18 protein-coding genes and 3 pseudogenes are annotated in these 24,895 nt (G+C 41.6%); 13 read left to right on the top strand and 8 right to left on the bottom strand.

Going from position 1 to position 24,895, the window contains the following annotated elements; all coding sequences use genetic code 11:
* Positions 1-704: 704 nt before the first annotated feature.
* A pseudogene (locus MKY98_RS18395) lies at positions 705-956 on the bottom strand (phenolic acid decarboxylase); the annotation flags it as partial.
* Between the two features lie 200 nt (positions 957-1,156).
* Here MKY98_RS18395 and MKY98_RS18390 point away from each other — a divergent pair.
* The 3 genes from MKY98_RS18390 to MKY98_RS18380 all read left to right on the top strand — a co-directional run bounded on the left by MKY98_RS18390 (position 1,157) and on the right by MKY98_RS18380 (position 5,623).
* Positions 1,157-3,397, top strand: a complete 2,241-nt coding sequence (locus tag MKY98_RS18390) for a right-handed parallel beta-helix repeat-containing protein (RefSeq protein WP_069012684.1) — start codon at positions 1,157-1,159, stop codon at positions 3,395-3,397.
* 485 nt (positions 3,398-3,882) lie between these two features.
* Positions 3,883-4,926 (top strand): ankyrin repeat domain-containing protein, encoded by a 1,044-nt coding sequence (locus MKY98_RS18385; protein ID WP_069012685.1) that lies wholly within the window; start codon positions 3,883-3,885, stop codon positions 4,924-4,926.
* A 178-nt stretch (positions 4,927-5,104) separates the two neighbouring features.
* Positions 5,105-5,623: a DUF6985 domain-containing protein gene (locus MKY98_RS18380; RefSeq protein ID WP_069010462.1), complete on the top strand. Its 519-nt coding sequence runs from the start codon at positions 5,105-5,107 to the stop codon at positions 5,621-5,623.
* Between the two features lie 293 nt (positions 5,624-5,916).
* On the opposite strand, the gene MKY98_RS18375 is transcribed toward MKY98_RS18380, so the two are convergent.
* The 6 genes and pseudogenes from MKY98_RS18375 to MKY98_RS18350 form a co-directional block, all read right to left on the bottom strand.
* Positions 5,917-6,654, bottom strand: coding sequence for a hypothetical protein (locus MKY98_RS18375; protein WP_069010463.1), 738 nt, complete (start codon positions 6,652-6,654; stop codon positions 5,917-5,919).
* Positions 6,655-6,833: 179 nt separating this feature from the next.
* Positions 6,834-7,004, bottom strand: coding sequence for a nucleoside triphosphate pyrophosphohydrolase (locus MKY98_RS18370; RefSeq protein WP_230585218.1), 171 nt, complete (start codon positions 7,002-7,004; stop codon positions 6,834-6,836).
* A 20-nt stretch (positions 7,005-7,024) separates the two neighbouring features.
* A pseudogene (locus tag MKY98_RS18365) lies at positions 7,025-7,270 on the bottom strand (HNH endonuclease domain-containing protein); the annotation flags it as partial.
* Between the two features lie 208 nt (positions 7,271-7,478).
* Positions 7,479-8,027: a T6SS immunity protein Tdi1 domain-containing protein gene (locus MKY98_RS18360; RefSeq protein ID WP_069010464.1), complete on the bottom strand. Its 549-nt coding sequence runs from the start codon at positions 8,025-8,027 to the stop codon at positions 7,479-7,481.
* Positions 8,028-8,042: 15 nt separating this feature from the next.
* Entirely contained in the window at positions 8,043-8,699 is a 657-nt protein-coding gene (locus MKY98_RS18355) for a polymorphic toxin type 15 domain-containing protein (RefSeq protein WP_081317526.1), read from the bottom strand.
* A 399-nt stretch (positions 8,700-9,098) separates the two neighbouring features.
* Positions 9,099-11,124 (bottom strand): annotated as a pseudogene (locus MKY98_RS18350) (contractile injection system protein, VgrG/Pvc8 family); the annotation flags it as partial.
* An 843-nt stretch (positions 11,125-11,967) separates the two neighbouring features.
* Between MKY98_RS18350 and MKY98_RS18345 the strand changes: the two are divergent.
* From MKY98_RS18345 to MKY98_RS18300, 10 genes are all read left to right on the top strand, one after another.
* The gene (locus tag MKY98_RS18345) at positions 11,968-13,926 is read left to right on the top strand and encodes an ATP-dependent nuclease (protein ID WP_069010467.1); all 1,959 of its coding nucleotides are present in this window, start codon (positions 11,968-11,970) and stop codon (positions 13,924-13,926) included.
* Positions 13,927-14,080: 154 nt separating this feature from the next.
* Positions 14,081-14,884, top strand: a complete 804-nt coding sequence (locus tag MKY98_RS18340; RefSeq protein ID WP_069010468.1) for a hypothetical protein — start codon at positions 14,081-14,083, stop codon at positions 14,882-14,884.
* A gap of 154 nt (positions 14,885-15,038) precedes the next feature.
* A complete protein-coding gene (locus tag MKY98_RS18335; protein WP_176715681.1) occupies positions 15,039-15,182 on the top strand; it encodes a hypothetical protein in 144 nt (47 codons plus the stop codon).
* 255 nt (positions 15,183-15,437) lie between these two features.
* Positions 15,438-15,743 carry a hypothetical protein gene (locus tag MKY98_RS18330; RefSeq protein WP_069010469.1) on the top strand — a complete coding sequence of 102 codons (306 nt, stop codon included), beginning with the start codon at positions 15,438-15,440 and terminating at the stop codon, positions 15,741-15,743.
* Between the two features lie 402 nt (positions 15,744-16,145).
* Complete coding sequence (locus tag MKY98_RS18325) at positions 16,146-17,540, top strand: TldD/PmbA family protein (RefSeq protein ID WP_069010470.1); 1,395 nt, start codon at positions 16,146-16,148, stop codon at positions 17,538-17,540.
* A 2-nt stretch (positions 17,541-17,542) separates the two neighbouring features.
* Entirely contained in the window at positions 17,543-18,886 is a 1,344-nt protein-coding gene (locus MKY98_RS18320; protein ID WP_069010471.1) for a TldD/PmbA family protein, read from the top strand.
* A 216-nt stretch (positions 18,887-19,102) separates the two neighbouring features.
* Complete coding sequence (gene thrC, locus MKY98_RS18315; protein WP_069010472.1) at positions 19,103-20,494, top strand: threonine synthase; 1,392 nt, start codon at positions 19,103-19,105, stop codon at positions 20,492-20,494.
* A 381-nt stretch (positions 20,495-20,875) separates the two neighbouring features.
* Positions 20,876-22,252: an NADP-specific glutamate dehydrogenase gene (gene gdhA, locus MKY98_RS18310; protein WP_029515556.1), complete on the top strand. Its 1,377-nt coding sequence runs from the start codon at positions 20,876-20,878 to the stop codon at positions 22,250-22,252.
* Positions 22,253-22,495: 243 nt separating this feature from the next.
* Positions 22,496-22,888 carry a MarR family winged helix-turn-helix transcriptional regulator gene (locus MKY98_RS18305; RefSeq protein ID WP_029515555.1) on the top strand — a complete coding sequence of 131 codons (393 nt, stop codon included), beginning with the start codon at positions 22,496-22,498 and terminating at the stop codon, positions 22,886-22,888.
* 51 nt (positions 22,889-22,939) lie between these two features.
* Positions 22,940-23,593 (top strand): nitroreductase family protein, encoded by a 654-nt coding sequence (locus MKY98_RS18300; protein ID WP_069010473.1) that lies wholly within the window; start codon positions 22,940-22,942, stop codon positions 23,591-23,593.
* A gap of 143 nt (positions 23,594-23,736) precedes the next feature.
* Here the strand turns inward: MKY98_RS18300 and MKY98_RS18295 are convergent, their stop codons facing one another.
* Positions 23,737-24,894: a VanZ family protein gene (locus MKY98_RS18295; RefSeq protein ID WP_165149694.1), complete on the bottom strand. Its 1,158-nt coding sequence runs from the start codon at positions 24,892-24,894 to the stop codon at positions 23,737-23,739.
* Between the last annotated feature and the right edge of the window lies 1 nt (position 24,895).

The following is a 24,895-nucleotide window of genomic DNA, read 5'->3' as shown; positions in this document are numbered from 1 at the left end:
TGGTTGGGGGATTTACTATGTTTATTTTTGGAAGTAGGAGGATGAGAGGGAAGTGTAACATGAGTTAATATAGGAATATGGTAATATGCAAGTGCCGAGATCGGATACCATTTTTGAACGTAAGGATTTGGAGTTGAACAAAATAAGGTTATTCCCTTCTGTGACGTGCAATCAACTTGCTGTGGTTCAATTACTTTAATAAAACAGATGCAGGTAAGGTCAACATATACCAATGATGTATGTATTTGCGGGGAATAATGGAAGCGATAAAAGTACGATTGAGAACCTGGTTGTTGACCGACTGGGAATTAGCGTAAATATTGATCCTGATGCCCTGCCCAGAGGAACTGAAGAGACTTTCTGAGATGGATATTGTGAACAGACCTGAATTCTCGGAATGGGAGGATAAGCATCATTACAAGCAAGCATTGGAGAATGAAGCTTTGTACTGGCAGGGCATGAAGGACGGAGCATAGTTTGTATATGTTGTATTAGAGATGATGCTTCATGATGAAAAAGAGAAAGAAGAATAGCCAATGGAGATTAGATGGTTATACAGAACATTAAAAAAGATGCTGGGCACCTACCAATCTGGTCATACCCCTGTCAAGTAGACAGGGTATGACCAGGTTGGTAGGTGTTTTAATTTGTCTTACGTTATGAGGCACAGGCTCAGGCTTTTCAGTTCAATTCGTCTTGATTGACTATGCTTGCAACTTACCCGCACGAATATCATCTGTCATGCCCGCGTAAGGTGCCTGGGCAATCAACTTCTCGTTGTTCACACCTGCATTTTCAATAAAAGTAATATATGCGAATTCAGGAACTACATGCTTCGGATAAGTCTCATACTTTTCACGCGATTCTTCCATCAGAGGGATGAAATCATTTTGATAGCGTACTTTAATCTCTGGATGCTCATGCACCCATTTCGGAAAGAAAATAATACCATGCATGGTCAATGAAATGGCTGGATGGGTTCAGTATCGGAGAAGCTTCGCCGAAAGAATTATAAACTTTAAGTCGGTATAAGTCGATTAAATAATTAAGGGCTTATATATACACAAATTTCTATATTAGAACATATCTAGCAGTGAACTTAAGCCTAGGCGTAGAAGCCGTATCTAAAAATAGAATTCATTCCAGGAGGTAAGCTATGAATAAGAGAACAGGCTTTAGATTTTTAGTTGTAATTATGATGATTTATGTATTTACTTTTAATCTGGGTGTGGAAACTGTAAAGGCAAGTTCCGTATATTATGTTTCTACAACGGGGAATGACATCACTGGGACCGGTACACTATCAAATCCATGGAAAACCATACAAAAGGCAGCAGATACCATGAAAGCCGGAGATACCTGCATCATACGAGGTGGTACATACCGGGAAACAGTAACACTTCATACTTCCGGAACTTCTGCAAAACCCATAAACTTTGAGGCTTATACAGGAGAGAACGTAACGGTATCCGGTGCCGATCCGGTTACTGGCTGGAAAAATTACTCCGGATCCATCTATTATGCGGAAATGAAGGGTTCCCTTGGAACAAAAAATCAGATATTTGTTAATAAGCAAATGCAATTTGAAGCCAGATGGCCCAATTCACCAACACTTGATCCCTTAAATTTAACATATGCAACAGTTGATTCCGGTTCTACTACAACCATCAAGGATGGGGACTTAACTCAGCCACCTGGATACTGGGTTGGCAAAACGGTTTGGAGTGTTCCGGGAACAGGCTACAAATCTTATAAAAGTACCATTACCAGCTCAAGTGACGGCTCCATTACCTTTGATCAAATAGATACTGCAGCGACAGGCGGTAACAGCTATTATATTACTGGTAATCTTGAAGATCTTGACAGTGCGGGAGAATGGTATTATGACAGCATTACTGGCAGACTTTATTTATGGGCACCTGGTGGAGTTGATCCGAATACTTTGACAGTAGAAGCAAAGAAGCGGACTTATGCATTTGATTTAAGTTCCCGATCTTACATAAATATTACCGGAATTAATATCTTTGCCTCTAGCATTAAAATGTCTAATTCTAATTACTGTAAAGTTTCTAATATGATTGCGGAATATGTCAGTCATGATTCGGATGTTACCAGACAATACAGTACAGGGATATTTATGTCCGGTACCAATAATGAGCTTAGAGACAGTACTTTGACCTACAGTTCCGGTAATCTGGTGAGTATAGAGGGAACAGGAAATAAGGTAATTAATAATCTTATTCATGAAGCAAATTATTCGGCAGCGGATATTCCGGCAATCTATCTATTGGGGGCAAACCATCTAATCAGTCATAATACGGTATATAACGCTGGGCGTCATCTGATATTTATGCCTACCCAAAACAGCCAGATACAATATAATAATCTGTACAATGCAGGAAAGCTGACAAAAGACTGCGGAATACTCTATGAATTTGCCTGGGATGGGCAAGGGACGGTAATTCATCATAATTACATCCATGATAATCTGGCAAAGAATTATTCCGGCACTGGTATCTATCTGGATAACGGTAGCAAGGGCTATATTGTGCATCATAATGTTGTATGGGGAAACTATACAGGGATAAGATTGAACACACCCAGTAATTTTAACCTGATTTATAACAATACCACCTACAGTAACGGAAATGTAGGATATTGGGGAAGTAATTTTCAGTCAGATATGTACGGCGACAGAATTTTCAACAATATCTTTACTACAGCCTTTACACTGCCTGGTACTCATATAGAGGGAAATAATATTACCTCAGAAACCAATCCGTTATTTGTGAATCCCACAGCATATGATTTCAGGTTGCAGTCTACTTCTCCAGCTATTAATGCAGGGGTTGTAATATCTGGAATCACGAATGATTATGTTGGTGCGGCACCGGATATTGGAGCATATGAGTTCGGTGGAACTGACTGGACTGCCGGGCATGATTTTTCTTCATCTCCGGACCCGGTTTTTGAGAGTGTCAGCTTACTTTATGATAATAACGTAAGGCAATCTGATTTCGAGAAAGGGATAATCTCACCATGGGCAGCAACATATTCAGATACTGCTGCAAGTGTATCGGTACCAAGAAGCGGCTCTAAGAGTGTTAGATTGGGACCCGGAGAAGATGGTATCGAGCAGGTACTTACGGGGCTAAGTCCTAATACCAGCTATATGTGTACCGCCTGGGTTAAGGCAGACATAGGAGAGCGGATTCAGATTGGCGTTAATGGCTTTGAAGGAACGGATGCATCCGCAACATCTGACAGTACATCCTGGACAATGGTAAACATTCCTTTTACAACCGGAGCAGGCGCTACCAGGGCAACAGTGTATGCTTACAAGAATCCTGGTACAGGATATGTTTATGTGGATGATTTTGGGGTAGTTGAGCAATAAATTATTTTACTGGTTTTATGTTTGACAGGATTGTCAGAAAGTCAGAAAAACCAAGACTGCCTTGGGGCAGATGGATCAGGAGGGACACTTTCAGTAGAAAATAAAAAAAGAAAGACATAAGACTCTGATCTAAAAACGATAGATTTTCCGCCAAGGGGCGACCAGGCCTTAGGGTCATCATTTTTGTACACTCAAGGCATGTGGAGTGCGTGGTAGTAATATATCGAGATCAGGAGCATTGATGTACGAGGGTTTAAGACACTTGAATATGTTCCTGCATTCAAAAAAACGCTTTAGGGTTGAGTGCTGGAACATATTATTTTTATTCAAAAGGCATGCGGAGTGTTGTATGTTTCTGTGAGGTAATAATAAATAAGTAACATATTAATTGAATGGGCTCAAAATCAGTTTGGTTTTTTACTGGGTGCAGGAATTTCATGCTAATATACTGAAATAGAGAAGGTATAGTCATGGAGGCATGAATTATGAAAAGTGTGGACAATTTAGTTAACAGCATTGTCAATGAATCTGTGGTTAAAGGGAAAACATATATTTATTTAATATCAGGCACAGAGAATTCGTTTACCAGTGGGTATTATAGGATTGTTGAAAATGAAGTCTCATATGTTAGTGATGTAACTGTTTTTCTTTTTGAAAAATATACAAATGAGATTGAGAGGATAATGATCGGAAAGGGGATTCTTTGTATCAAAGTGGAAGCTGGGAAATTAATCGAATATAGTATTGTCAACGATATGAATCCAGAACTTTTTGATAGTGATGTCTTCGAATTGATTATCTACCAGAGATATGATTTGGAACCGGAGGGAGAGGAAAGTAAAGTAACCTTACGGAAATCATTAAAGGCCGAAAAAATAAAAAAAAACCTAGTGTTTGCATGCTATATGAATGATATGGAAGGAATCAAGGAACTCGTTGCGAACGCAAGTAAATCTAATTTAGAAAAGGTTCTGGAATATTGCGGTACAGCTTTGCAGTTTTGCTGTAAACACAATAATTTAGAGGCATTTAGACTTTTAGCAAAAAAAGGGGCAAATGTAGGAAAACGTGCGTTGGCTGAAACACCGCTTGAAATTGCATTTAGATATTCAAGTGATATTGTGAATTATATACATACGGAATATGCGGATATCTATCAAAAAGAGGTAGAAAAGAAGGGATTCGGGATCGCTCTTCATTGTAAAGATGAAGCTCTGTTAAATGATATCTTAGAGATGGGCTGTGATGTGAATTGCGAAAAGAAACCGTTTCCCCCTTTACATAATTTTGCGGATTGTAATAACGTTTTGGGTATTCAATTCCTGTTGGATCATGGAGCTAATATTGAATGTAGGAACCAGTATAAGCAATCGGCCTTGCATAGAGCTGTCAGCAAGGGAAATGCGGCAGCAGTTGAAATCCTATTAAGATACGGGGCCGACATTCAGGTTAAAGATGATAATGGAAGAACACCTTTGGAATTGGCTCGGGCACGTGAAGACAAAACAATATTTAATATGATGGAATGATGTGATTGTAAATAAGCAGGAGACAATCGAGGTCGCTGCTAAGAGCCCGGTATTTCGCGCTGCTTAGCAATGAGATCAAAGACCAGATCGAAGCGCTTATCGTGTATCGCGACAAGGAAGTGATTGAAAAAGCCGTCGCAATGTGCAGAGTATTTATATTTTTGGAGGCGATATATAATTGGATACTACATTTCATTTAGAGAATGTTGGAATAGAGGGAGACATTTACGCATCAAACGGAAAAGCTACTTCCGGATTTGGTTTGTTCGTTTTATCTAATGAACGCATAGAATATCATTTTAGAGAGGAAGACATGAGTTTAAACGAAGCGGAGTCATATATTGAAGATTGTTTAAATAATCTGTCTGATGAAACTATTGATGAATTAAGCAAAGAAATGTGTGTATGGAAAGATAGTATAATGACAGATTGGTATCCAGATATGAAATGCCCGGATGGTTTGTCGGATGCTCAAGGTAGGGAGATTTTACGCTTTATTTCAGTAAGCGATATTTTTATCTACAGAAATCCCTATGATAACAATGATGCCGTATTTGGAGCAAGCATTTTGGTTGGTATGGAATGGGAATTTGAAGATGGCATAGAAGTTATTATCAAAGGAAAGAAAGTTCTTGAAGTACGTGAGTTTCTAGGTTATGGGGAATATGCAATTTGGGGTAAAAGCGAATATAGGTAAAAAGCATTTACAGAAGCAGTACGGGGAAAGTCCAATGCTGGGATGACTTGCTTAAAAGCAAAGGTTACCGTAATCTGATCATTCATCGTTATTTGGTCTTTTATCTAATTAATGAGGATGAAACTAGACCCCATAAAAGATCAGAGCCAGTTTGCGTTAATTGCCACGCTATGATTCATAAATATAAGCCGAAACTCTCGATTGACGAGTTGCTTGAAATAATATCAAGTAGCAGAACTTCAGACTCCCATTCGTTAAGGCAAAAATATAGCATATTACTAAGTAATAATGGATTACTCCTTTGCACAAGAAATCTCTATTCTTTTTACAAACGATCCAATAGTTTCGAAAGAATGATCCATGAATAAATAATCTAGAGTAAAGTTGTTATTACGAAAGGAATGGGGATGGTACTTTTTTAGTTTAGAAAGGACTCTATTTGTAAACGTTCCATCAATATTATGAATGTACTTATTCCTGACTGATCTTATCAAATCAAGATTAATTAATAAAACAGGTTCAATATCCACTTTCAAATTGCAGCTATCACACAAAAAATCAAGATGTTTATTGATTATTGGATCTTTCCCATTCTTTATTGCATACTTAACATTTTTCTCTGAAGCTATTATTTTGGATATTTGAACTATAAAATATTCAAGAATAGTGGTTAACATTGATAAAATTGATGAGTAATTGTATTCGCTGAAGTATTCAGTATCTGGTAGGCCTATTTCTGAATGAATATCATATTCTTCAGCGGATGAATCTCTATTAAAAAGAAGCTTTTCAAGATACTCATTTGTTGTAGCTATATATTCATCACAATATCTTTTTGAGTACTCTAAGTATCTGTTTAAACTACCGAATCGGTATTCAAAAATGATAAATGGTTCACTTACATATTCCAAAGCCTGATAGTATTGACTAAACGTTAGAATATTAAAATTGGGATCAAAAGTAGAATCTATCTTGTGTCCCTTTAATAATTGATACTCTTCTTTTGTAAAATCGAAATATTCCTGCTCCATTAATAAACCTCATATGAATTAGATTTTTTATTCTACTTTTACCAAACAAAAACTTTTTTCCAAATCCGCCACGCTTCTTCTTTTTTTTCCAACCTTACTAGTTCAAACTCTTCAATGCTAATTCCCTTATTATCCAATATAGCATATACGACCTCGACCAAATCACCCAATTCAGCTACTTAGTCTTTTTCTTCTACTGCCGTGATATACTCATACAATTCCTCTTGAAGCTTCACATCAAGCATTTTCTTATATTCTGCATCATCAAGCACTCGCATCTCAGCTTTCTTTCCTGATGCTTCAATAATCACTGGAATCTTATCCCGAACCAACTTGTTAAATTTCTTCATCAGTAATCCCCTCCCCAATATCAACCCTGACATGAAATCCAAAACTTTCTGACCAGTCCGTTGTCAAACGCCATTTCCAACTCTGATACATGCTTATCCTTCTGTCCAAGTTTCAGCAACGCTTCAAGCAACCGCTGATTCCTTTCCTCTAGTAGAGTAATCAATTCCTCACTGGGAATTACATTTGATTTGCTCGAATTGCATGTCTGATGGGAGAAGACCAGGTTCCATAAATCATCACTGTACAAATATGACCACGGAATTACATGGTCAACAGCCGGTGCTTCCCCTCCCGTGGTTTGAGTGTGTGTATGTTAACTCTGATCGGGAGGGATGGCAAGTCATTGTTTATTTATGGGGATTGGCTGGCTATATTAATTTGTTATTGATCTTGAACAGATAAAAGACTTATCCACCTTATAAATCAAGTTGGAATGAGCCTATAGAAGTATAATAATTTTGAAAGCAATTTTCTTACTCAACAAGACCCGTGAATTGGGTAATCAAATATATGTGCTCAATTAGTTTGACTTTTTCTAGATTTTCTACCTTTTCGGAACCGCCTAATCCTAGAAGTGGAACATAACCAAAGCATTCATCAAATGCTGGTTTTCCGTATTTTTCAATGGCATCAGGATATGGTAGCCAATCTAGATCGTTTTGTAGGGATGAATCATCCTCTAGGTCAGAGAAAAAAAATTCAAACCCAGATGATATGCCTTGCATCTTTCCTCTTCTAAAATTAAGTGAAAGTAAATATTTATTATCTTCCCAAATAAGTAGATCTCCCATGGAAGTAGTAAATAAAACCAGAGCCTCTTTGCTTCTTACATACACCTCTTCTAGCAAAGAATGAAATTCATCTGGGTTTACTATTTTTAAATATCCATTTAGGGTACTACCAAAGCCATACTGCTTCCAAACTTCTATTAATTGCTCAGGTACTTTACCTTCAAATTTATTAATCAGTTTTTCAGAAGCCTTTTCATGTAGCTCAAAATCATTAAAAATTCCAATATCCATCCTGATCTCCCTCTGTTAATTTGTTAGTTTAATATTTAAATGAGTTGACTTTCTTTCTGCCTCGGTCATAGATTCAGCAGCTGATCTTACATGTTCATCTATTTTACCCGCCCTTTTTTTCCATTGGGAGCCAAGAGAAGAGTTAATCCTTCTATCCCCCACTCCACTGACATGTTCTGGTATACCTCCAGCAATTTGATCAGGATTATGTAATGCCGCTTGACCATCTAGCCATTTACTAGCTTGTTTTTTTGCTTCTTCTTTATCCACTCCTTCTTTTCTTAACTCAGTAACCTTATCCAAGTATGCTTTTTCTCTCGCAGCTTTTTGCGCAGTATCACCTTCGGGTGCTCGTCCTTCTTTTAAATATCTATCTCTATTTTTGATAAACTCATCAACGGTTAAGGAATTAAGTCCTTCCTCTTGAGCTTTTAGCTGTCTTTCAAATTCTACTTTATCATGTTTTGGATTTCTTTTGAAATTGACTTCAACTTCAGAGATTCGGGGAATTTTTTTTAGATTAGCTTTACCCGTCCCCTCAGTTTTAGTTTGACTCGATTTCGGCTCATTCGTTGGCTTCAAGGGTTTTGGTTCTGGAACATCTTTGGAATTATGATGTGTCCCTTTTCCACCTTTTATTTTTCCCTTACCCAGAAGAGAGCTAATTAGCATCCCAGCTAATGTCTCACCCTCCATGTAACTTTGGCCCTTCTCTAACATCCGTTTATCGTCTTCTTTTAAACCTTTGAGATACTCTTCTCTGGCATTTTCCTGATCCAAAACATAATTTTTAGCAAATACCAAATCTCCCTTTGCCTCTTCATATTGGCCCGACACTATAGTACTTATAGTATCCACAGGATGCTCGATAAGAGCATCTTTTAACTGTTTCAAGCCTTCAACGTTCGCTTGAACTGTTTCCTCCATGCCCTGGAAAAAGAGTGTGGTTTCCTCGCCAAAGCTTTTTTTAGGGGGTTCGGGACGATTAGCTTCCCAGTCACGAATACTTTGCACATACTTTCTTGCTCTCTGTAATTTTTCTTCTTCTGGGGAAAGCGGCTTAGGAGGAGGTTGTTGCTTCATATAATCCCTAATCCATTTTTCACGAACACTTTTAGGAACCTGCTGATACGCATGAACCATCATCTTAGAATCTTGCAGCAAGTTTTGAACCAGCTCCAATGTTCCACCGGAATGAGCCATATGACGAGCACTTGTATACACTTTCCCCAAAATCCACTTGTTATAATAGGCTTCCTGAGCTCGCTCATACTCGTATTGACTGACCAGTCCCTGCATTGTTAAACCAGCCAAGTATTTTAACGGATGAATTCTGGTTCCTTTACCGCCTCCTCCAACGATAGGGGTCCCTTTGCTCCGAACAGGGATCGCTGCGGTTGCTTTCAGAATGACACCCGAAGCAGGCCCACTTAGTGCTCCTATAACAGCACCAGCCACTTTTCCCATCACCGGAATGGAGCCTAAAAGCTTAGATACCGTACCCATCAAGGCTTTGGCTTGTTGAAGCGCTGCTGGGGTCGTAACTTTTGCTTTAGGGGTAGGGGCTTGGCTACTAGATGAATCCTTTGTCGCTGATTGGGCTGCCTGATATGCTTTGATACTCATCAATGGCGGCTCAGGTACAGGAGGGAGGTCAGCCACGAAAACAGGAGCTTTCACCGTACCTTCCTGATAAATTACTGGAGCGTGGGTATCTGTCTCACCATCCAGTACCATGCTGCTGGCTCCGCCTTTCAGATATAGCGCCGTTCCAGCTTCCAGCGACAGTTCCTCACCTGCCACCCAGCTTCACATGACCACCCTGAATCTGTACATCCCCCGGACTGTTGATGGTGATGCCAGTATCCTCGTGCAGTGTAATAGAAAATCCATCCGAGGTGGACAGGGTCAATTCTTGCTCAGACATTTCTATGCCGCTTCCTTGCACGTGTCGCCACACCTTCATATCGGGCTGTCCATTCGCGTGGCGTTGTTGTCGTAATGAATCTGTCACATAGGCATCCTGTTCGTGATGTGTAGGCAGATATAACTCGACTTGTTCCCCGATCTCAGGCATATCGTACCAGCCACTATGTTCTTCAGCTACATATCGAGTTGCTACAGGAAACCAGCAGGCTTTGGCAGGATCTTGCTTTGGGTCGATGTCCAGTTGAAGCTGTACAAAATCCTGCTGTACCTTGAGTACCGTTCCTGTCAGTGAAATCCCGGTCGCCTGATCGTTCTCATACCGGACATATCGAATATCCTGTTCGGCTTGAAGATCGTAACGGGTACGCAGTAAGCCATCCGCTAGTGTGGTCACTGCCCGAACCACGACCAACTCTTTGCCTTGTCCAATGGGTAACGTAATGAGGTCGCCCAGCGCGTAGTATTGCAGGCTTTCGATCATATAGGTGACATACGAGCCAGCACGTTCTCCAGGCTTTTCGGCATCCAGTTCATGAAACGTTTTTCGAACCCGATAAAATACATCCCGCTCTACCTTATGCTGCTTGCCTTCTGGCATTCCGAAGAAAACCTTGGGCGAAGCTGCGGTTACCTCTGGCACAAGTACGGAACCAAAGCGAGAAGCGAGACGTTTTAAAAACGCCCAATCGGTCTCCTCATATTGTAAAACAAAAGTATCCAGTTTGGCATAATTAGTTACGGTATCAATGGCGTCTCCATACTCATATTTACGAACCATCGAGGTGACCAGATCATCATAAGTGCGGTGAATATCTTGGTAAGAACGTTTTTTCAGCTTGATATCCATTTGATAAGAATGGGAAGCTGCCTCCAATTCAAAGGTGTATACTCCCCGTGTGCAATTCACAGACATTTGCGTAACAATCCCGTGGAACAGTCTTCTTAGCGATTGTCCTTGATCATCCAACTGACGAATCACAATCGGCTCTTGCTCCATATTTTGTCCAATGCATGCGGCTCCCTGTTCTTCGGAGAGCATACCACGGATATGTAAAAAGGTATGATCATTAATGGTACGTGTTATTTGAAGTTGTTCGATGTGTAGGGGCTGAAAGGGACCATAAAAGCGTAGGCTTTCATATCCAATCCCATCTGATAATACGCTCAAGTGAGTTATAACTCCTTTCTATATGTGATGGGTATTTCCAAGTGAAGCACGTCATTTTTAATTCGGTCTGACTTGAAGAAATGGATGGACACAACTTTGAATTAATATCCATATGTATCACTGAGTTTGTTGGGTACAAAACGTTCTTATTCGGATACAGATGTTCCGAGTAAGCCTACATTTAAGGTACAAAAGGTAAGAGGAGATATTTAAATAATAGTCCAGCATATGTATATATCGGTTGAAAGAGAGATTTAGTTTACAAAATGACCCATTCGTCGAGGTATTTTCAATGTGTAATACTGGAAGGGAGAAAGCTGACAGCAATTTTGAGCAATTGCCTTCCAAAGTCAGGAACTGGGCTGATTTAATCGTGATTATGGATTCGGGTAAATTAAACACAGGCACATATGGAATTAGTAGTATCAATAGAAGTGAAGGGAGAACAGGCATCATCTGGAAAAAGGGATGTTGTGGGAAGGAGTAGCTTTTGATAATATAGGTAATATATATAATGAAAAGTAATATATCCCTTTCATCGTCTCGACACATGTGGAGTGCGTGGTAGTAATATATCGAGATGAGAAGCAGTAATGCACGAGGGATTGGGGGTAATTTAAATATGTTCCTGCATTCAAGAAATCGCTTTAGGGTTGAGTGCGGGAACATATTTTATTTACATACAGAGGGCACACGAGAAGTCGATGGTAGTAAAATGCTGGAGGAAAAAATCGAGGAATTTTTGAAAAAATTATATTATTTTCTCAAGTTGTGCAGGAATATTTTGGATCACATCGAATTTCAAGATTAGGACTAAAGTAATGATTCGAGGAGGTCTAAAGTATGAATTTGCATTCTTTTAAAATCGAGGGATTCAGGAGGCATCTAAACACTCAAATAATGTTCTCTGATGCTACATTTCTAATTGGAGAGAACAATGTAGGAAAGAGTTCCGTATTAAAAGCATTGGAATATTTTCTAAGTGGTAAATCCAAGATATCAATTGATGATTTCTCTCGTACATTTGATAAAGAAGATAGTTTAGAATGTGTAATTGTAGAAAAAGTAGTTCTAACGGCTGAGTTTAGGAATCTTCCAGAAGAAGCAAATGATTGGAGAGGTTTTAAAGGTCGGCTTATACCATATGATATAGAACCTGGTTCAAATGAAACAGGGTTGAGTTGTGTTTATAGGAAGACATTTTTCCCTGATAAAGATTTTGCAGGTGAAATGAAAGAATATAAAAGAGAACTTAAGGCAGAATATATTTCTTGTAAAACACTGGCTGATTTTATCGAAGTAGGTCTGGATCAATCAATTGTGAATGAACTATTTCCTGATGAAAAGTTAACAAAGAAAATTGGACTAAAAGAAATTAATTTTCTAAAAGATAATAATGTTTCTGAAATTTTTGATGTGAATGAGTCCGAGGAAGATTGGTTCTTAAATCCTGGTGGGATAGCTGCTAACGTTCTTTCACGATTGCCTAAATTTTTGTTAATTCCAGCTCAAGATAAAGTGGACGAACTTTCTGGAACTAACGGAGCCCTCATTAAAACTCTAACTAGCTTATTTGATGATGTTAGGGATTCCTCTGAGAACTTTAAAAAAGCTCAAGAATATTTAACGTTATTAGCTGCCGAACTAGACCCAGAAGATGAAACTAGTGATTTTTCAATAATGTTAAAAGGTCTGAATAAGGTAGTGGGAGAAGTATTTCCAAATACCTTATTTGATGCAAGAGCAAATTTGTCCGATGCTAAAGAAATCCTAAAACCTAAATTTGATATTAAATTAGAAAGTAATATATCAACCAAAGTAGAACAACAAGGTACGGGAGTTATTCGATCTGCTGTGTTTGCCATGCTTAGATATCGCAGCATGCGAGAGAATGAGCGGAGTAGAAAAGAAAACTCCTCTGTGCGTCCCCTTTTTATTGCTTTTGAGGAACCTGAAATTTATCTACATCCTAAAGCAGCATTTCAGATGAGAGAAACCATTTATCAATTGGCCCAAGAACCTTTGAACCAAATTGTATGTACTACTCACTCGCCGTACATGATTGATTTATCCAAGAAATCCTCTCAGATTTTGAATAGTTTGCAGTTTAATGTAAAACAAGTTGATTATAAAGACAGAGAAAATAAAATAGAAGTGGAATCAATCACAGCTAACCCCTTCAATGTCACTAAAGCATTCAGAAATTTACAAGAAAATGATCAAAATTATGTTAAATTGTTACTTAAAATTGATGACTCCATTGCGAAAAACTTTTTTGCCCGGAATATTCTCATAATTGAGGGGGACACTGAAGACTTAGTCTTTAAAGAAACAATTAACCGGATGAACGAAGAACAAAGGAAAGATGTGGCTTATAGTTGGGAAATAGTTAAGGCAAGGGGCAAAGCAACAATTATTTCTCTTGTCAAGTATTTAAAGGCTATGGGATTTCGACCATATGTCGTTCATGACTTGGATACTGGGAAAGAACATGCCGAGAAATTTAACGTTCCAATCCAAGAAGCTGTTGGGGATACAACTCAGATATTTCCTCTAATAAATTGCATCGAAGACATATTAGGCTATCCTGCTCCATCAAGTAACAAACCTTTCAAGGCTCATGAGCATATACAAAAATCATGGGGACAGGACTGGGAGGGCATTACTGATGGTTGGAGAACAATTGTTGAAAGTATATTTTTTAATTCAAATGTTGTAAAAGAAGATAGGGATACTGCAATGTACGAGGTAGCGTCAGTTCAACAAGAAATAGCTCCTACAAACGATAATAAAAATGATTGATCTTATCTCATAGTACTTAGCCCCTCAAATAACAAGATGCTTTCCATGTAATTATACATTTATGATTTAAAAGATACTTCACAGAGCTCCGTAATATTTTCCAATAGTCCAACATGAATGATGAACAGATTATCTAAATGAGGAGCAATTTTAAATGCTTGATCAAATTTCTAAATCTTTAAGTGCTTTTGGCTATACTGGAGGAATTGTAGGACTACTTATCGCTTTGTTTGGGTTTATTTCTAAATTAAAGCCGATAACCTTGTTAACATCAACATTTACAGAAAAAATACTTTTAAGCAAAGAAAAAAGATTTATCGTAACAATAACAAATTTTTGTTTACAAACACTTTATGTTTCAATACTATTCTTCGCAACATTAGTGTATTCTTTTAATTTGAATCAAAAGTATTATATAGCTTTTAGTATCCTCTTGTTAGCAATTACTATGGTAGGAGTTATTCTAGTCATTTTAATCAATTTGTTTGAAAAAGTTAAAGTTTTTGTTAGATCAATAGTATTCAGCACAAAACCACTTACAAAAATACTAACTGCAATATTCTATCTCCTGGTTATTTTTTCCTATATTTCAGTTTTTCCTTACTATATGGGTTCTCATGCAGCAGCTTTATTAGTAGTAGATTTAAACAAAACTGAGCAGCAAACTTTGTTGCTAGGCGCACTTATGTTATCTATTTTATTGTCAGCATTTTTAGTCGGTGGAATAAAACTTATGTTTAGCACAATGAATGCTAATAGATATAATTTATATGGTAGAGCTCTATTTATACAAGAACAAGGAACACTTAAAAAGTGGTTTATTTATCATCCCACCAATAACCTGCACTTTATTCTAGGTGACACTCCTAATCCATCAGAATCTACTGTATATCGTTTTATAGAAACGACTGTTTTATTGAATGAAAAGATATATGTTTATAAAGCTGAAAATGCTTAATTACTTTAACAGTAAAATGATTATTAAAAAGGGCGGCAGAAAACCGTCCTTTTTAGTTTTATGAACTATGCGAACTTTGATGACTAATACTCTAAAAAGATGATAGACTTATTGTGGATCGTCATTTTTCTCCAGAAGACGAGGTGATTTGTACATGGCAATTATAGAAGAAGAAATAATCAATATTGGGCAAGAAGCTACAGATAATAACGAGTTGATTAGCTTGCTTCGTGCAATGAAGAAAGATGGTTTTGCACTTTTCATGCAACTAAAATATGGCCTGGTCGTTAAATACTAAACTTCAGCAAATGTGCTTAATTATCAGTGAACATAGAGATCAAGAAGATATTATTAAAGATATATTAGAAATAGTCGATTGTTGTAAAGAAGTTATCACGAATGCGGTACAATGTCTGTTCCTGATCAAAATGAATCTAGAAACAAAATCTTCGCGTGAAGCTAGAATAGCATTTAATTCTTCCAATATTACGTATCCACGTACCACATCGGTTATCATCCTTTGCTACACTTTAAATTAAAAGGAGATGATAATTTGGATACCCGACCTAAGATACTAAAGAACGTGGAACATACAAACTCATCTGAAAATACGACTAAAGAATACGAGAGCTTGGTACAGCAAGAAGACGAGCACATAGAAAGACTTAAAACATGCACAAAGCTCATTTGGGATGCGCTAACTATTATTTCTCAAAAGGCAAGTGTACTGCACATGGAAACCGTCAAAGAAGCAGCAGACCATCTTCATATCATGGAACTGGATTTACGAAGAGAACTGTTTAAGGTTCGTTTGAAAAAAAGTATTTTAGCGAACAAAATGAAACAAACCCAAGCATAACAGCGGAGGGGACGGAATCGTTCTGAAGAAGCGGAGTGTTCGCCTTTGAACCCGGATTTTTACCGCTAAAATATAATCAAAAAAATCTGGGGGCAACAGCGATCGGAAGAATGATCCGTCTACGTAGCGGCCTCATATGCACTTACTTGCTCAATCCACCCAGTAATCAAAACGCTCAAAAACCCGACATGACCCTTCATGGTCTGGTCGGGTTTTCTCATTTCAATCCCTCCATTCCCGCGCATAAATCTTCACTCTCCCCGCAATCACCCTACGCCCAGATAGTTACACCCACTCCCAAGATCATGTATAGTAAAGTTATGGGAAATAAACATGAACCCGCATATGATCTTGATCGCTTAGACGTACAATATGAAACATGGCAAAACGAGGAGGAACGTGATGATACATCCAACACAGGTTCAGGATATGCTGCAAGCCGCGCTGGAGACGGGCGGGGATTTTGCAGAGGTGTTCGTCGAGGACCGTACGAATGGACAACTGGGCATGACCGGGGGCATCGTAGATACGGCGCTGTCGGGCCGGGATTTTGGGATTGGTATTCGGATCATGAAGGAACATTTTTCGGTGTATGCCTACACCAGCGATATGAGCGAACAGAGTCTGATCCGACTGGCCAAATCGGCTGCCAAGGCCATTCGTGGCGGTGGAGCGCCAGGTACACACACCATTACCCTTCATCCCCATGCGATCCCTAACCAACATCCGATTGCGATCATCCCTGACGGTTCACAGAAACGCGCCAAGATTGACATGATGAGGCGGGCGCATGAGGCGGCAAGCCAATATGATCCTTCCATCACGCAAACCTCTGTTGGGATTAGCAACTCGATCCAGAACGTCTTAATCGCCAATAGTAACGGGCTGCTGGTGGAGGATACCCGTACGTATACCCGCATGAGAATAAGCGCGATTGCGACTCATGGGGAGCATAGACAATCCGGGTTCCGTGGGCCGGGAGCGTATGCTGGGACTGAATTTCTGGAGAACCTGAATATCGAAGGAAATGCGAGACACGCCGCTCGGATTGCGTCCACAATGGTCAAAGCGGGATATGCGCCTAGTAGCAGACTGCCTGTCGTGATTGAGAATGGCTTCGGCGGCGTTCTTTTCCACGAGGCGTGTGGGCATGGGCTGGAATCTACGGCGGTGGCGCATGGAACTTCCGTGTTTGCCAATAAAATCGGGCAGCAGGTGGCTTCACCGCTCGTTACAGCTATAGATGATGGAACGATTCCGAATGCATGGGGTTCGCTCAATATCGATGACGAAGGGGCGCCAACACAGCGCAACGTACTGATCGAGAACGGTATTTTAAAAGGATATCTGATCGACCGCATGGGCTCGCGCCAGATGGGTGTACCTGCGACAGGATCGGGACGAAGACAGTCCTATAAATTCGCGCCTGCATCCCGTATGAACAATACGTTCATTGCGAATGGCGAGTCTACCCGTGAAGAGATCATTGCCAATACGGAGTACGGGATCTATGCCAAATCGCTGGGCGGTGGTTCGGTGAATACCTCGACGAGCGAGTTTAATTTTGCGGTTGAAGAGGCGTACATGATTCGCAACGGTAAAATTGCCGAGCCGGTCAAAGGCGCAACGTTGATCGGCAAAGGGATTGAAACCCTGCAAAATATTGATATGGTCGGCAACAATCTGGATCATGGTCAGGGGATGTGCGGCTCGGTTAGTGGAAGTCTTCCGGTGAACTGCGGACAACCGACGATTCGAGTATCCGAAATGACCGTCGGCGGACGAAAGGGGGAATAGCGATGAATATTCAGCAATTTCAGGAAGCGTTGTTCGCGAAAGGTCGGGAAATGGGCTACGCGGATATGGAAATCTACTATGTAAATGGAAGTTCTACCTCGGTGAAGGTACTGAAGGGAGAAATTGACCAATATACCATCGTTGAAAATGGCGGACTTTCCTTCCGTGGTGTCATTAACGGCAAAATGGGCTATGCCTCTACGGAGAAGCTGGAACCGGATGTGATCGACTTCTTATTGGAAGAAGCACTTAGCAACGCGGACATATTGGAGAGCGAGGAGCAGGATGAGCTGTTTGCAGGCTCTGAGAGCTACCCTGAGCAGCCTGCCTATGCCTCAACGCTTGCCGACACGGCTCCTGAGATTCTGATCGAAGCGGCGCTGGAAATGGAACGTACAGCGCTTGCCGCAGATCCACGGATCGTGATGGCTCGACATTGCTCGGTCAGCATTCGTGAGAATGAGGTCCTGATTGTGAATACCAAAGGACTGCACTGCCATCGTCGTAAAAGTCTGGCGACCGCTTATGTGTATGTGATTGCAGCAGACAACGACGAGACCGTTACCGGGGGCTGGCATGATTATTCCCTGCGGAGCGTGGAGGAAATCGATATTGTGGATGTGGCGCATAAAGCCGTAAAAGAGGCGGTTTCCAAGCTGGGTGCGCACACGATCCAATCGGATAACTATCCAGTCATTTTCCGTCATGATGCAGCAGCGCAATTGCTGGCTGCGTATATGTCGGTATTTTCTGCGGAGTCGGTGGATAAAGGCTTTTCACGCTTGGCTGGGAAACTGGGACAAAAGGTGGCAAGCGAACATATCACACTGATTGATGATCCGCTAATGGAGAATGTTCCGGCAGGCAGCACGTTTGACGCGGAAGGCAGTGCGACCCGCCGCAACGAGATCATCAAGGATGGAGAACTGCGGACGTATTTCCATAACCGCAAGACGGCCCGTAAGGCTGGGGTGGAGAGTACCTCTCATGCTTCCAAAGGCAGCTATAACGGTAAAATCGGGGTGTCGTATCATAATCTGTACGTGGCTCCAGGCGCGTCTTCGTTGGAAGACATGATTCGCAAGATGGATCGCGGGCTGATGATCGTTGAGCTGCAAGGGCTGCATGCAGGTACGAATACGGCGTCCGGTAATTTTTCGCTGGCTTGTCTGGGCTACTGGATTGAGCAGGGGCAAGTGGTCAGAGCGGTTAATCAAATTACCGTATCGGGCAACTTCTTTGACGTACTACAGCAGGTAGAGGAAGTGGGCAACGATTTGCGTTTTACAGGAAGCTGCACATCTCCTTCGCTCAAGCTGGCTGCACTCTCGATTTCAGGCTCCTAATGGCTGAAGCAGCCTGCTTTTTTTCAGACTTACGACCTGTTCCTGACGTTCTGATTGTCTAGCAATGATAGATGCCTGATGCATCGGGGTATGGTAAAGTAGGAGAAAGTCTTTAAAATATGAAAAAAAGGCTTGGTTACAGCACCGCGACAGGGTATTATAGACAATAATATATTCGAAAAAAGGTTCGAATTGAATTTTTATTGGGGGATGTATATGAGATATATAAGCACTAGAGGTCGAGTAGAAGCCAAGGGATTTATTGATACTGTGCTCATGGGGTTAGCTGACGATGGAGGTCTAATGGTACCGGAGCAGATTCCGACCGTGTCGGCAGCTACTTTGGAGCAATGGGCGACATTGAGCTACAGAGAGCTGCTGCTGGAAGTTTTTGCGCTGTATATCAATGATGAGATTCCTCGTGAAGATTTGGAGCAGCTGGTAGAGCGCAGTTATGCAAGCTTCCGCCATCCAGAAGTTACGCCAGTGAAGAAGATCAACGATTCCCTATCTATTTTGGAGCTGTTCCACGGGCCTACGTTCGCGTTCAAGGATGTGGCGCTACAATTCATGGGGGAATTTTATTCCTACGTGTCCAAAAAGCAGAATGAAATCATTCACATTTTGGGTGCAACCTCGGGCGATACCGGGGCAGCAGCGATTCAGGGCGTGCGCGGCAAGGAAGGAATTAAAATCTGTATTTTGCACCCACACCAAAAGGTGAGCAAAGTACAAGAGCTGCAAATGACGACGGTAGACGATGAGAATGTACTGAATCTGTCCGTAAAAGGGAACTTTGATGATTGTCAAAAGGTCATTAAGGACCTGTTTGCCGATCTGGATTTCAAAGCCAAACATCATTTGCGGGCGATTAACTCAATTAACTTTGTGCGCATTTTGGCGCAAACCGTATATTACTTCTATGCTTATTTTCGGGCACAGGAGTCTGCGGGTACGAAGAAGATCAATGTCAGCGTGCCATCCGGCAACTTTGGCAATATCTTTTCCGGCTTTCTTGCGAAGAAAATGGGTCTGCCCATCCATAAGCTGATCATTGCCACGAACGAAAATAATATTTTGGAGCGCTTCGTGAAGACTGGCGAATACCAACCGGGCGATTTCAAAAGCACATACAGTCCTTCCATGGACATTCAGGTGGCAAGCAATTTCGAAAGATACCTGTACTACTTCCTCGGGGAGGATGCGGCCAAGGTATCTGAATACATGGATAAGCTCAAAACCGAGGGACGGATTGTGATCGGTGCAGAGGATTTGAAGCGTGTCCAGCAGGATTTTGAAGCGCTGGGTGCTTCGAATGAGCAGTGTCTGGAGCTGATCAAAAAATACAAAGCCGAGTACGATTATTTGCTTGATCCGCATACAGCTTGCGGTATTGCCGCGTATGAGGCGTATAATGGCGCGGACGAAGTATGTGTGACCTTTGCGACAGCGCATCCAGCCAAATTTGATGAGGCCATTCGTCTGGTGGATATCAAGCAGGAGTTCCCGGCGCAAATTGAACAATTGTTCTCGAAATCGCAGCATCAGCAGGTGGTAGAGCATGACGAAGCAGAAATTGTGCGTCAGCTTGAAGCCTTTTATGTGTAACAGAATGGGAAAAGAGGCTACGCCCTGTGCGCAGCCTCTTTTTTTATATCCATATTTTCCAGATATGATGTATGTATTAGTTTGAATTTGTTCACATTATAATGCCATATAGAGTAAGGTGTTTGGGCCTTAGAAATCGTGAAAAAAGCCCGTAAATCAAGGGATTTAGCTTCAGGAAACTAACAGGCAATGAGAGGTTCATAGAGTTATTTAATGAAGGATACAAAAATCTTTTATAGGCGAATTTGCTGTATTATTATAAAAAATCATGTATAGTTAACTAAATTTTATGAATACATAAGGTTCCACTCTCAAAGGTGCAGAATCAAGTCGTTCCGTCATTTAACAGAGGGGCTAATTATAAAAGGGGTGTATTAAGTAATGACCATGATCCGTCCAGAGCAGAGTCAACAAGCAGCAGCCGAATATGTGCAGTCCGTTTTTGAGAAGGTTATCGCGCGCAATCCTCATGAGAATGAATTCCATCAGGCCGTCAAGGAAATATTGGATTCGCTAATTCCGGTATTGGCTAAGCACCCTAAGTATATGCAGCAGGGGCTTCTGGAACGGCTAGTGGAGCCGGAGCGAGTCATTACCTTCCGTGTACCTTGGGTGGATGATGCGGGGGTTGTACAGGTCAACCGTGGCTTCCGTGTGCAGTTTAACAGTGCGATAGGGCCTTATAAAGGTGGACTTCGCTTCCATCCGTCTGTCTATCTGGGAATCGTCAAGTTTTTGGGTTTTGAGCAGATTTTCAAAAATGCATTGACGGGTCTTCCCATTGGTGGTGGTAAAGGCGGCTCAGATTTTGATCCCAAAGGGAAATCAGATAACGAAGTGATGCGTTTTACACAAAGCTTCATGACGGAGTTGTATAAATATATTGGTCCGGATGCCGACGTTCCGGCAGGGGATATTGGCGTAGGTGGCCGCGAGATCGGTTACATGTTCGGACAATACAAACGGATTCGCGGAGGACATGAAGGCGGTGTCCTGACGGGCAAAGGGATTCATTACGGAGGCAGTCTCACACGTACGGAAGCGACCGGTTACGGTTGTGTGTATTTTGTAAACGAGATGCTGCAGGCTCAGGGATCGTCCTTTGAAGGAAAGCGCGTCGTCGTGTCGGGATCGGGGAATGTATCCATTTATGCGATTGAAAAAGCACAGCAGCTCGGTGCTACAGTCGTGGCATGTAGTGACTCGAATGGCTACATCTATGATCCAGACGGTATCGATCTGCAGCTGGTGAAGCAGCTGAAAGAAGTGAACCGTCTGCGGATTAGCGAGTATACGCAAGAGCGTCCAGGCGCAATCTATACAGAAGGCTGTTCGGGGATCTGGTCGATCCCATGCGACATCGCACTGCCATGCGCCACTCAGAATGAAATTGACGAGCAAGCAGCTCAGTTGCTGGTAAGCAATGGCGTAGAAGCTATAGGCGAAGGTGCCAATATGCCATCCTCGTTACAGGCCATTGAAGTGTTTTTGGACAATGGAGTTCTGTTTGGGCCAGCCAAGGCTGCCAATGCAGGCGGAGTAGCCGTGTCGGCGCTCGAAATGTCACAAAACAGCATGCGTCTGTCTTGGACCTTTGAGGAAGTGGATGCCAAGCTGCATGATATTATGAAAAATATCTATGCTAACAGCGTAAAGGCGGCTGAGGAATACGGTGTGCCGGGCAATCTGGTTGTCGGAGCCAATATCGCAGGATTTGTGCGTGTGGCTGACGCAATGCTGTCTCACGGGATTATTTAGCACAACGGAACATAATAAAGTTGAATTGAAGCTGAGCGGCTCTTGTGCGAGTCGCTCAGCTTTTATTTGCAAAGAGCACTTTATTTTTCTCAGGGACTTGATTTATTTTTAATGAGGATGTATATTACTTGATAGATCAATAATTGATAGATCAAAGGTCGGATCATGAAGCCCAGCGATATGCTTAAGGGAGGAGAGATTGATATCACCCAGACACCATCCGAGCCTGAGTATATTTTTGACATGCTGTTGTTGCTGAACAAGCAGATTAGCTCCAAGTTTGAGCGTTGTGCAGGAGTCAGCGCATCCAGATTGCAACTATTGTGCAAGTTGTATCAAGTGAAGGAAATCAGTCAAACTCTGCTGCAAAAAGAGGTTGGCATTGACGCTGCAGCCGTAACACGCCATTTGAAACAACTGGAAGCGACAGAAATGGTCACTCGACGCACAAAGCCAGAGGACAACAGGGTTACCTTGGTAAGCCTGACCGATTATGGGCGTGCACGCATTGTCATCTTTAAGCAGGAGCGTTCACAGTTTGTAGCTCAGATGCTACAGAGCTTCGACGAGACCCAGCGGCACCAGCTAGCTGATATGCTGCAAGTGATGAATAGTCATATATCCGATATGGACTGACAACATTTTTTTAACATTACTATACCCACAGAGGGATAAGGAGAGATTGGAATGAATAATACGAATACATCCAGTACTGTAAAAACGAATGATTTTAAAGAAATCGCCCTGGGACGCCGTTCGGTAAAAGTATACGATCCGTCCGTGAAGATCAGCCGTGAGGAAATGACTGAGATTTTGACAGAAGCTACACGCGCACCATCTTCCATTAACCTGCAACCTTGGCGTTTCCTCGTCATTGACAGCCCTGAAGGTAAAGCCACACTGGCACCATTGGCCCGTTTCAACCAACGTCAAGTGGAGACATCTTCGGCAGTGATCGCTGTGTTTGGAGATTTGAACAACTTTGATAATTTCGAACAAATTTTCGGAGAAGCTGTAGAACTGGGCTATATGCCAAAAGACATTAAAGAAATGCAACAGGAAAAAGTAGCAGCTCACTTTGCAGCGCTTGATCCCGTTGTGAACAAAGAAACGGTCCTGATCGACGGTGGTTTGGTATCCATGCAGCTTATGCTGGTGGCGCGCGCTCATGGATACGACACCAACGCTATCGGCGGTTATGAGAAGGATCAAATTGCTGAAGCCTTTGGTCTGGACAAAGATCGTTATGTCCCTGTTATGCTCATTTCCATGGGTAAAGGAATCAACGATGGTCATCCTTCCACACGTTTACCTATTGATCAAATTGCACAGTGGAAATAAGTTAAGTTATATCTATATGCAACATAAAAATATACGCAAAATAAAAACAGGCGGAGCAAAGGCACATCCCTTTGCTTCGCCTGTTTTTTTATTCGCCAGGATGCAATGCAGATCCGGGGCTTGATGACGTGTCGATCCTCTGGTTATTTTTGTACTATATTCGCTCCCGACGTCTGTGTTGGGTCAGCGGGGTCATTCTGAGTAGGATGGTAGCGCTTGGGCCATATAATCTGGTGCGAAGTATGACTAAGCTCCTCATAAAATAACGGTGCTTTCTTGAATAGGCGTATGACTAGATGGAAAAAGAACCATCCGTTCATCACCAACAGCACAAGGCTGATCATAACATTTATCCAAGGAGACAGATGAGATCCCAGTACAGATCCACCTAGTACGTAATTAAGTCCAAAATACAACCAATACAAGAGACTGTAGCGCTTAATGAGCTCCCACAGGGCAACTCTTTTTCCTCTCCCTATCAGATGAATGCGTACCAGCCACTTCCCCGGAGTTCGTCCATTTGTCAGGTAAGGAACCACCATAAAGTAAATTCCACTGGAAACCCAGAAAGCAGCAGATACATGCATGGACTCCATAATGCTGAGCAACCCTGCCCAAAGGATAGAATCCACGAAAAAGGCAACACCCCGTCGGGTATAGGACACCCGTTTGGTCGTAATGTCCAAATGCTTGTCCAGATGCTCCAAGCGAGGCAGGAAGCGTGAAAACCATTCGCCTAATAGAAAGCCTAGCATACCGCCCAATGTATTAGCCAGCAGATCGTCCACATCGAATACACGATACGCATGGTCAAAAAATCCATATAATCCTGTCAGCTGTGTCACCTCAAAGAAGAGGGACAGGGTGAAAGACAGAATCAGACACCATCCCCATCGTGCACGGAAATAATAACGTAAGAACATACCGAAAGGCATGGTCATCACAACGTTAAAAACGACTTGTAGAAAGGCACGCTCCTTCAGCAAATGAACATAGCTGGAGGGATGAGCGGGTGAGACGGATGTTTCTCTTATAATGTCTTGAACGAACTGCAAGGGCATTAACTGCAACGCTCCCCCGGTTAATGCAGCATTATGACGCGATGCCGGAAGCGGTAATATGACCAGAAAGAAGGCGTTCATCAAGTATAAAAGCATCAGGTAAAGCAGCCATGCTCTAGCCTTGTGAATATAGCCATGCCTGCGATATTGCACGATTAGGAAAGGCAGTGTGAACAATAACGCAGCAAAAGGAAACGCAAGAAAGGCATATGAAACAGGAAATAAGTACGATTGAATCATA

The organism is Paenibacillus sp. FSL M8-0228 (assembly GCF_038007385.1).
Classification (GTDB): domain Bacteria; phylum Bacillota; class Bacilli; order Paenibacillales; family Paenibacillaceae; genus Paenibacillus; species Paenibacillus polymyxa_D.
The sequence above is the reverse complement of the archived record's forward strand: the minus strand, read 5'-3'. Positions and strand labels throughout refer to the sequence as shown.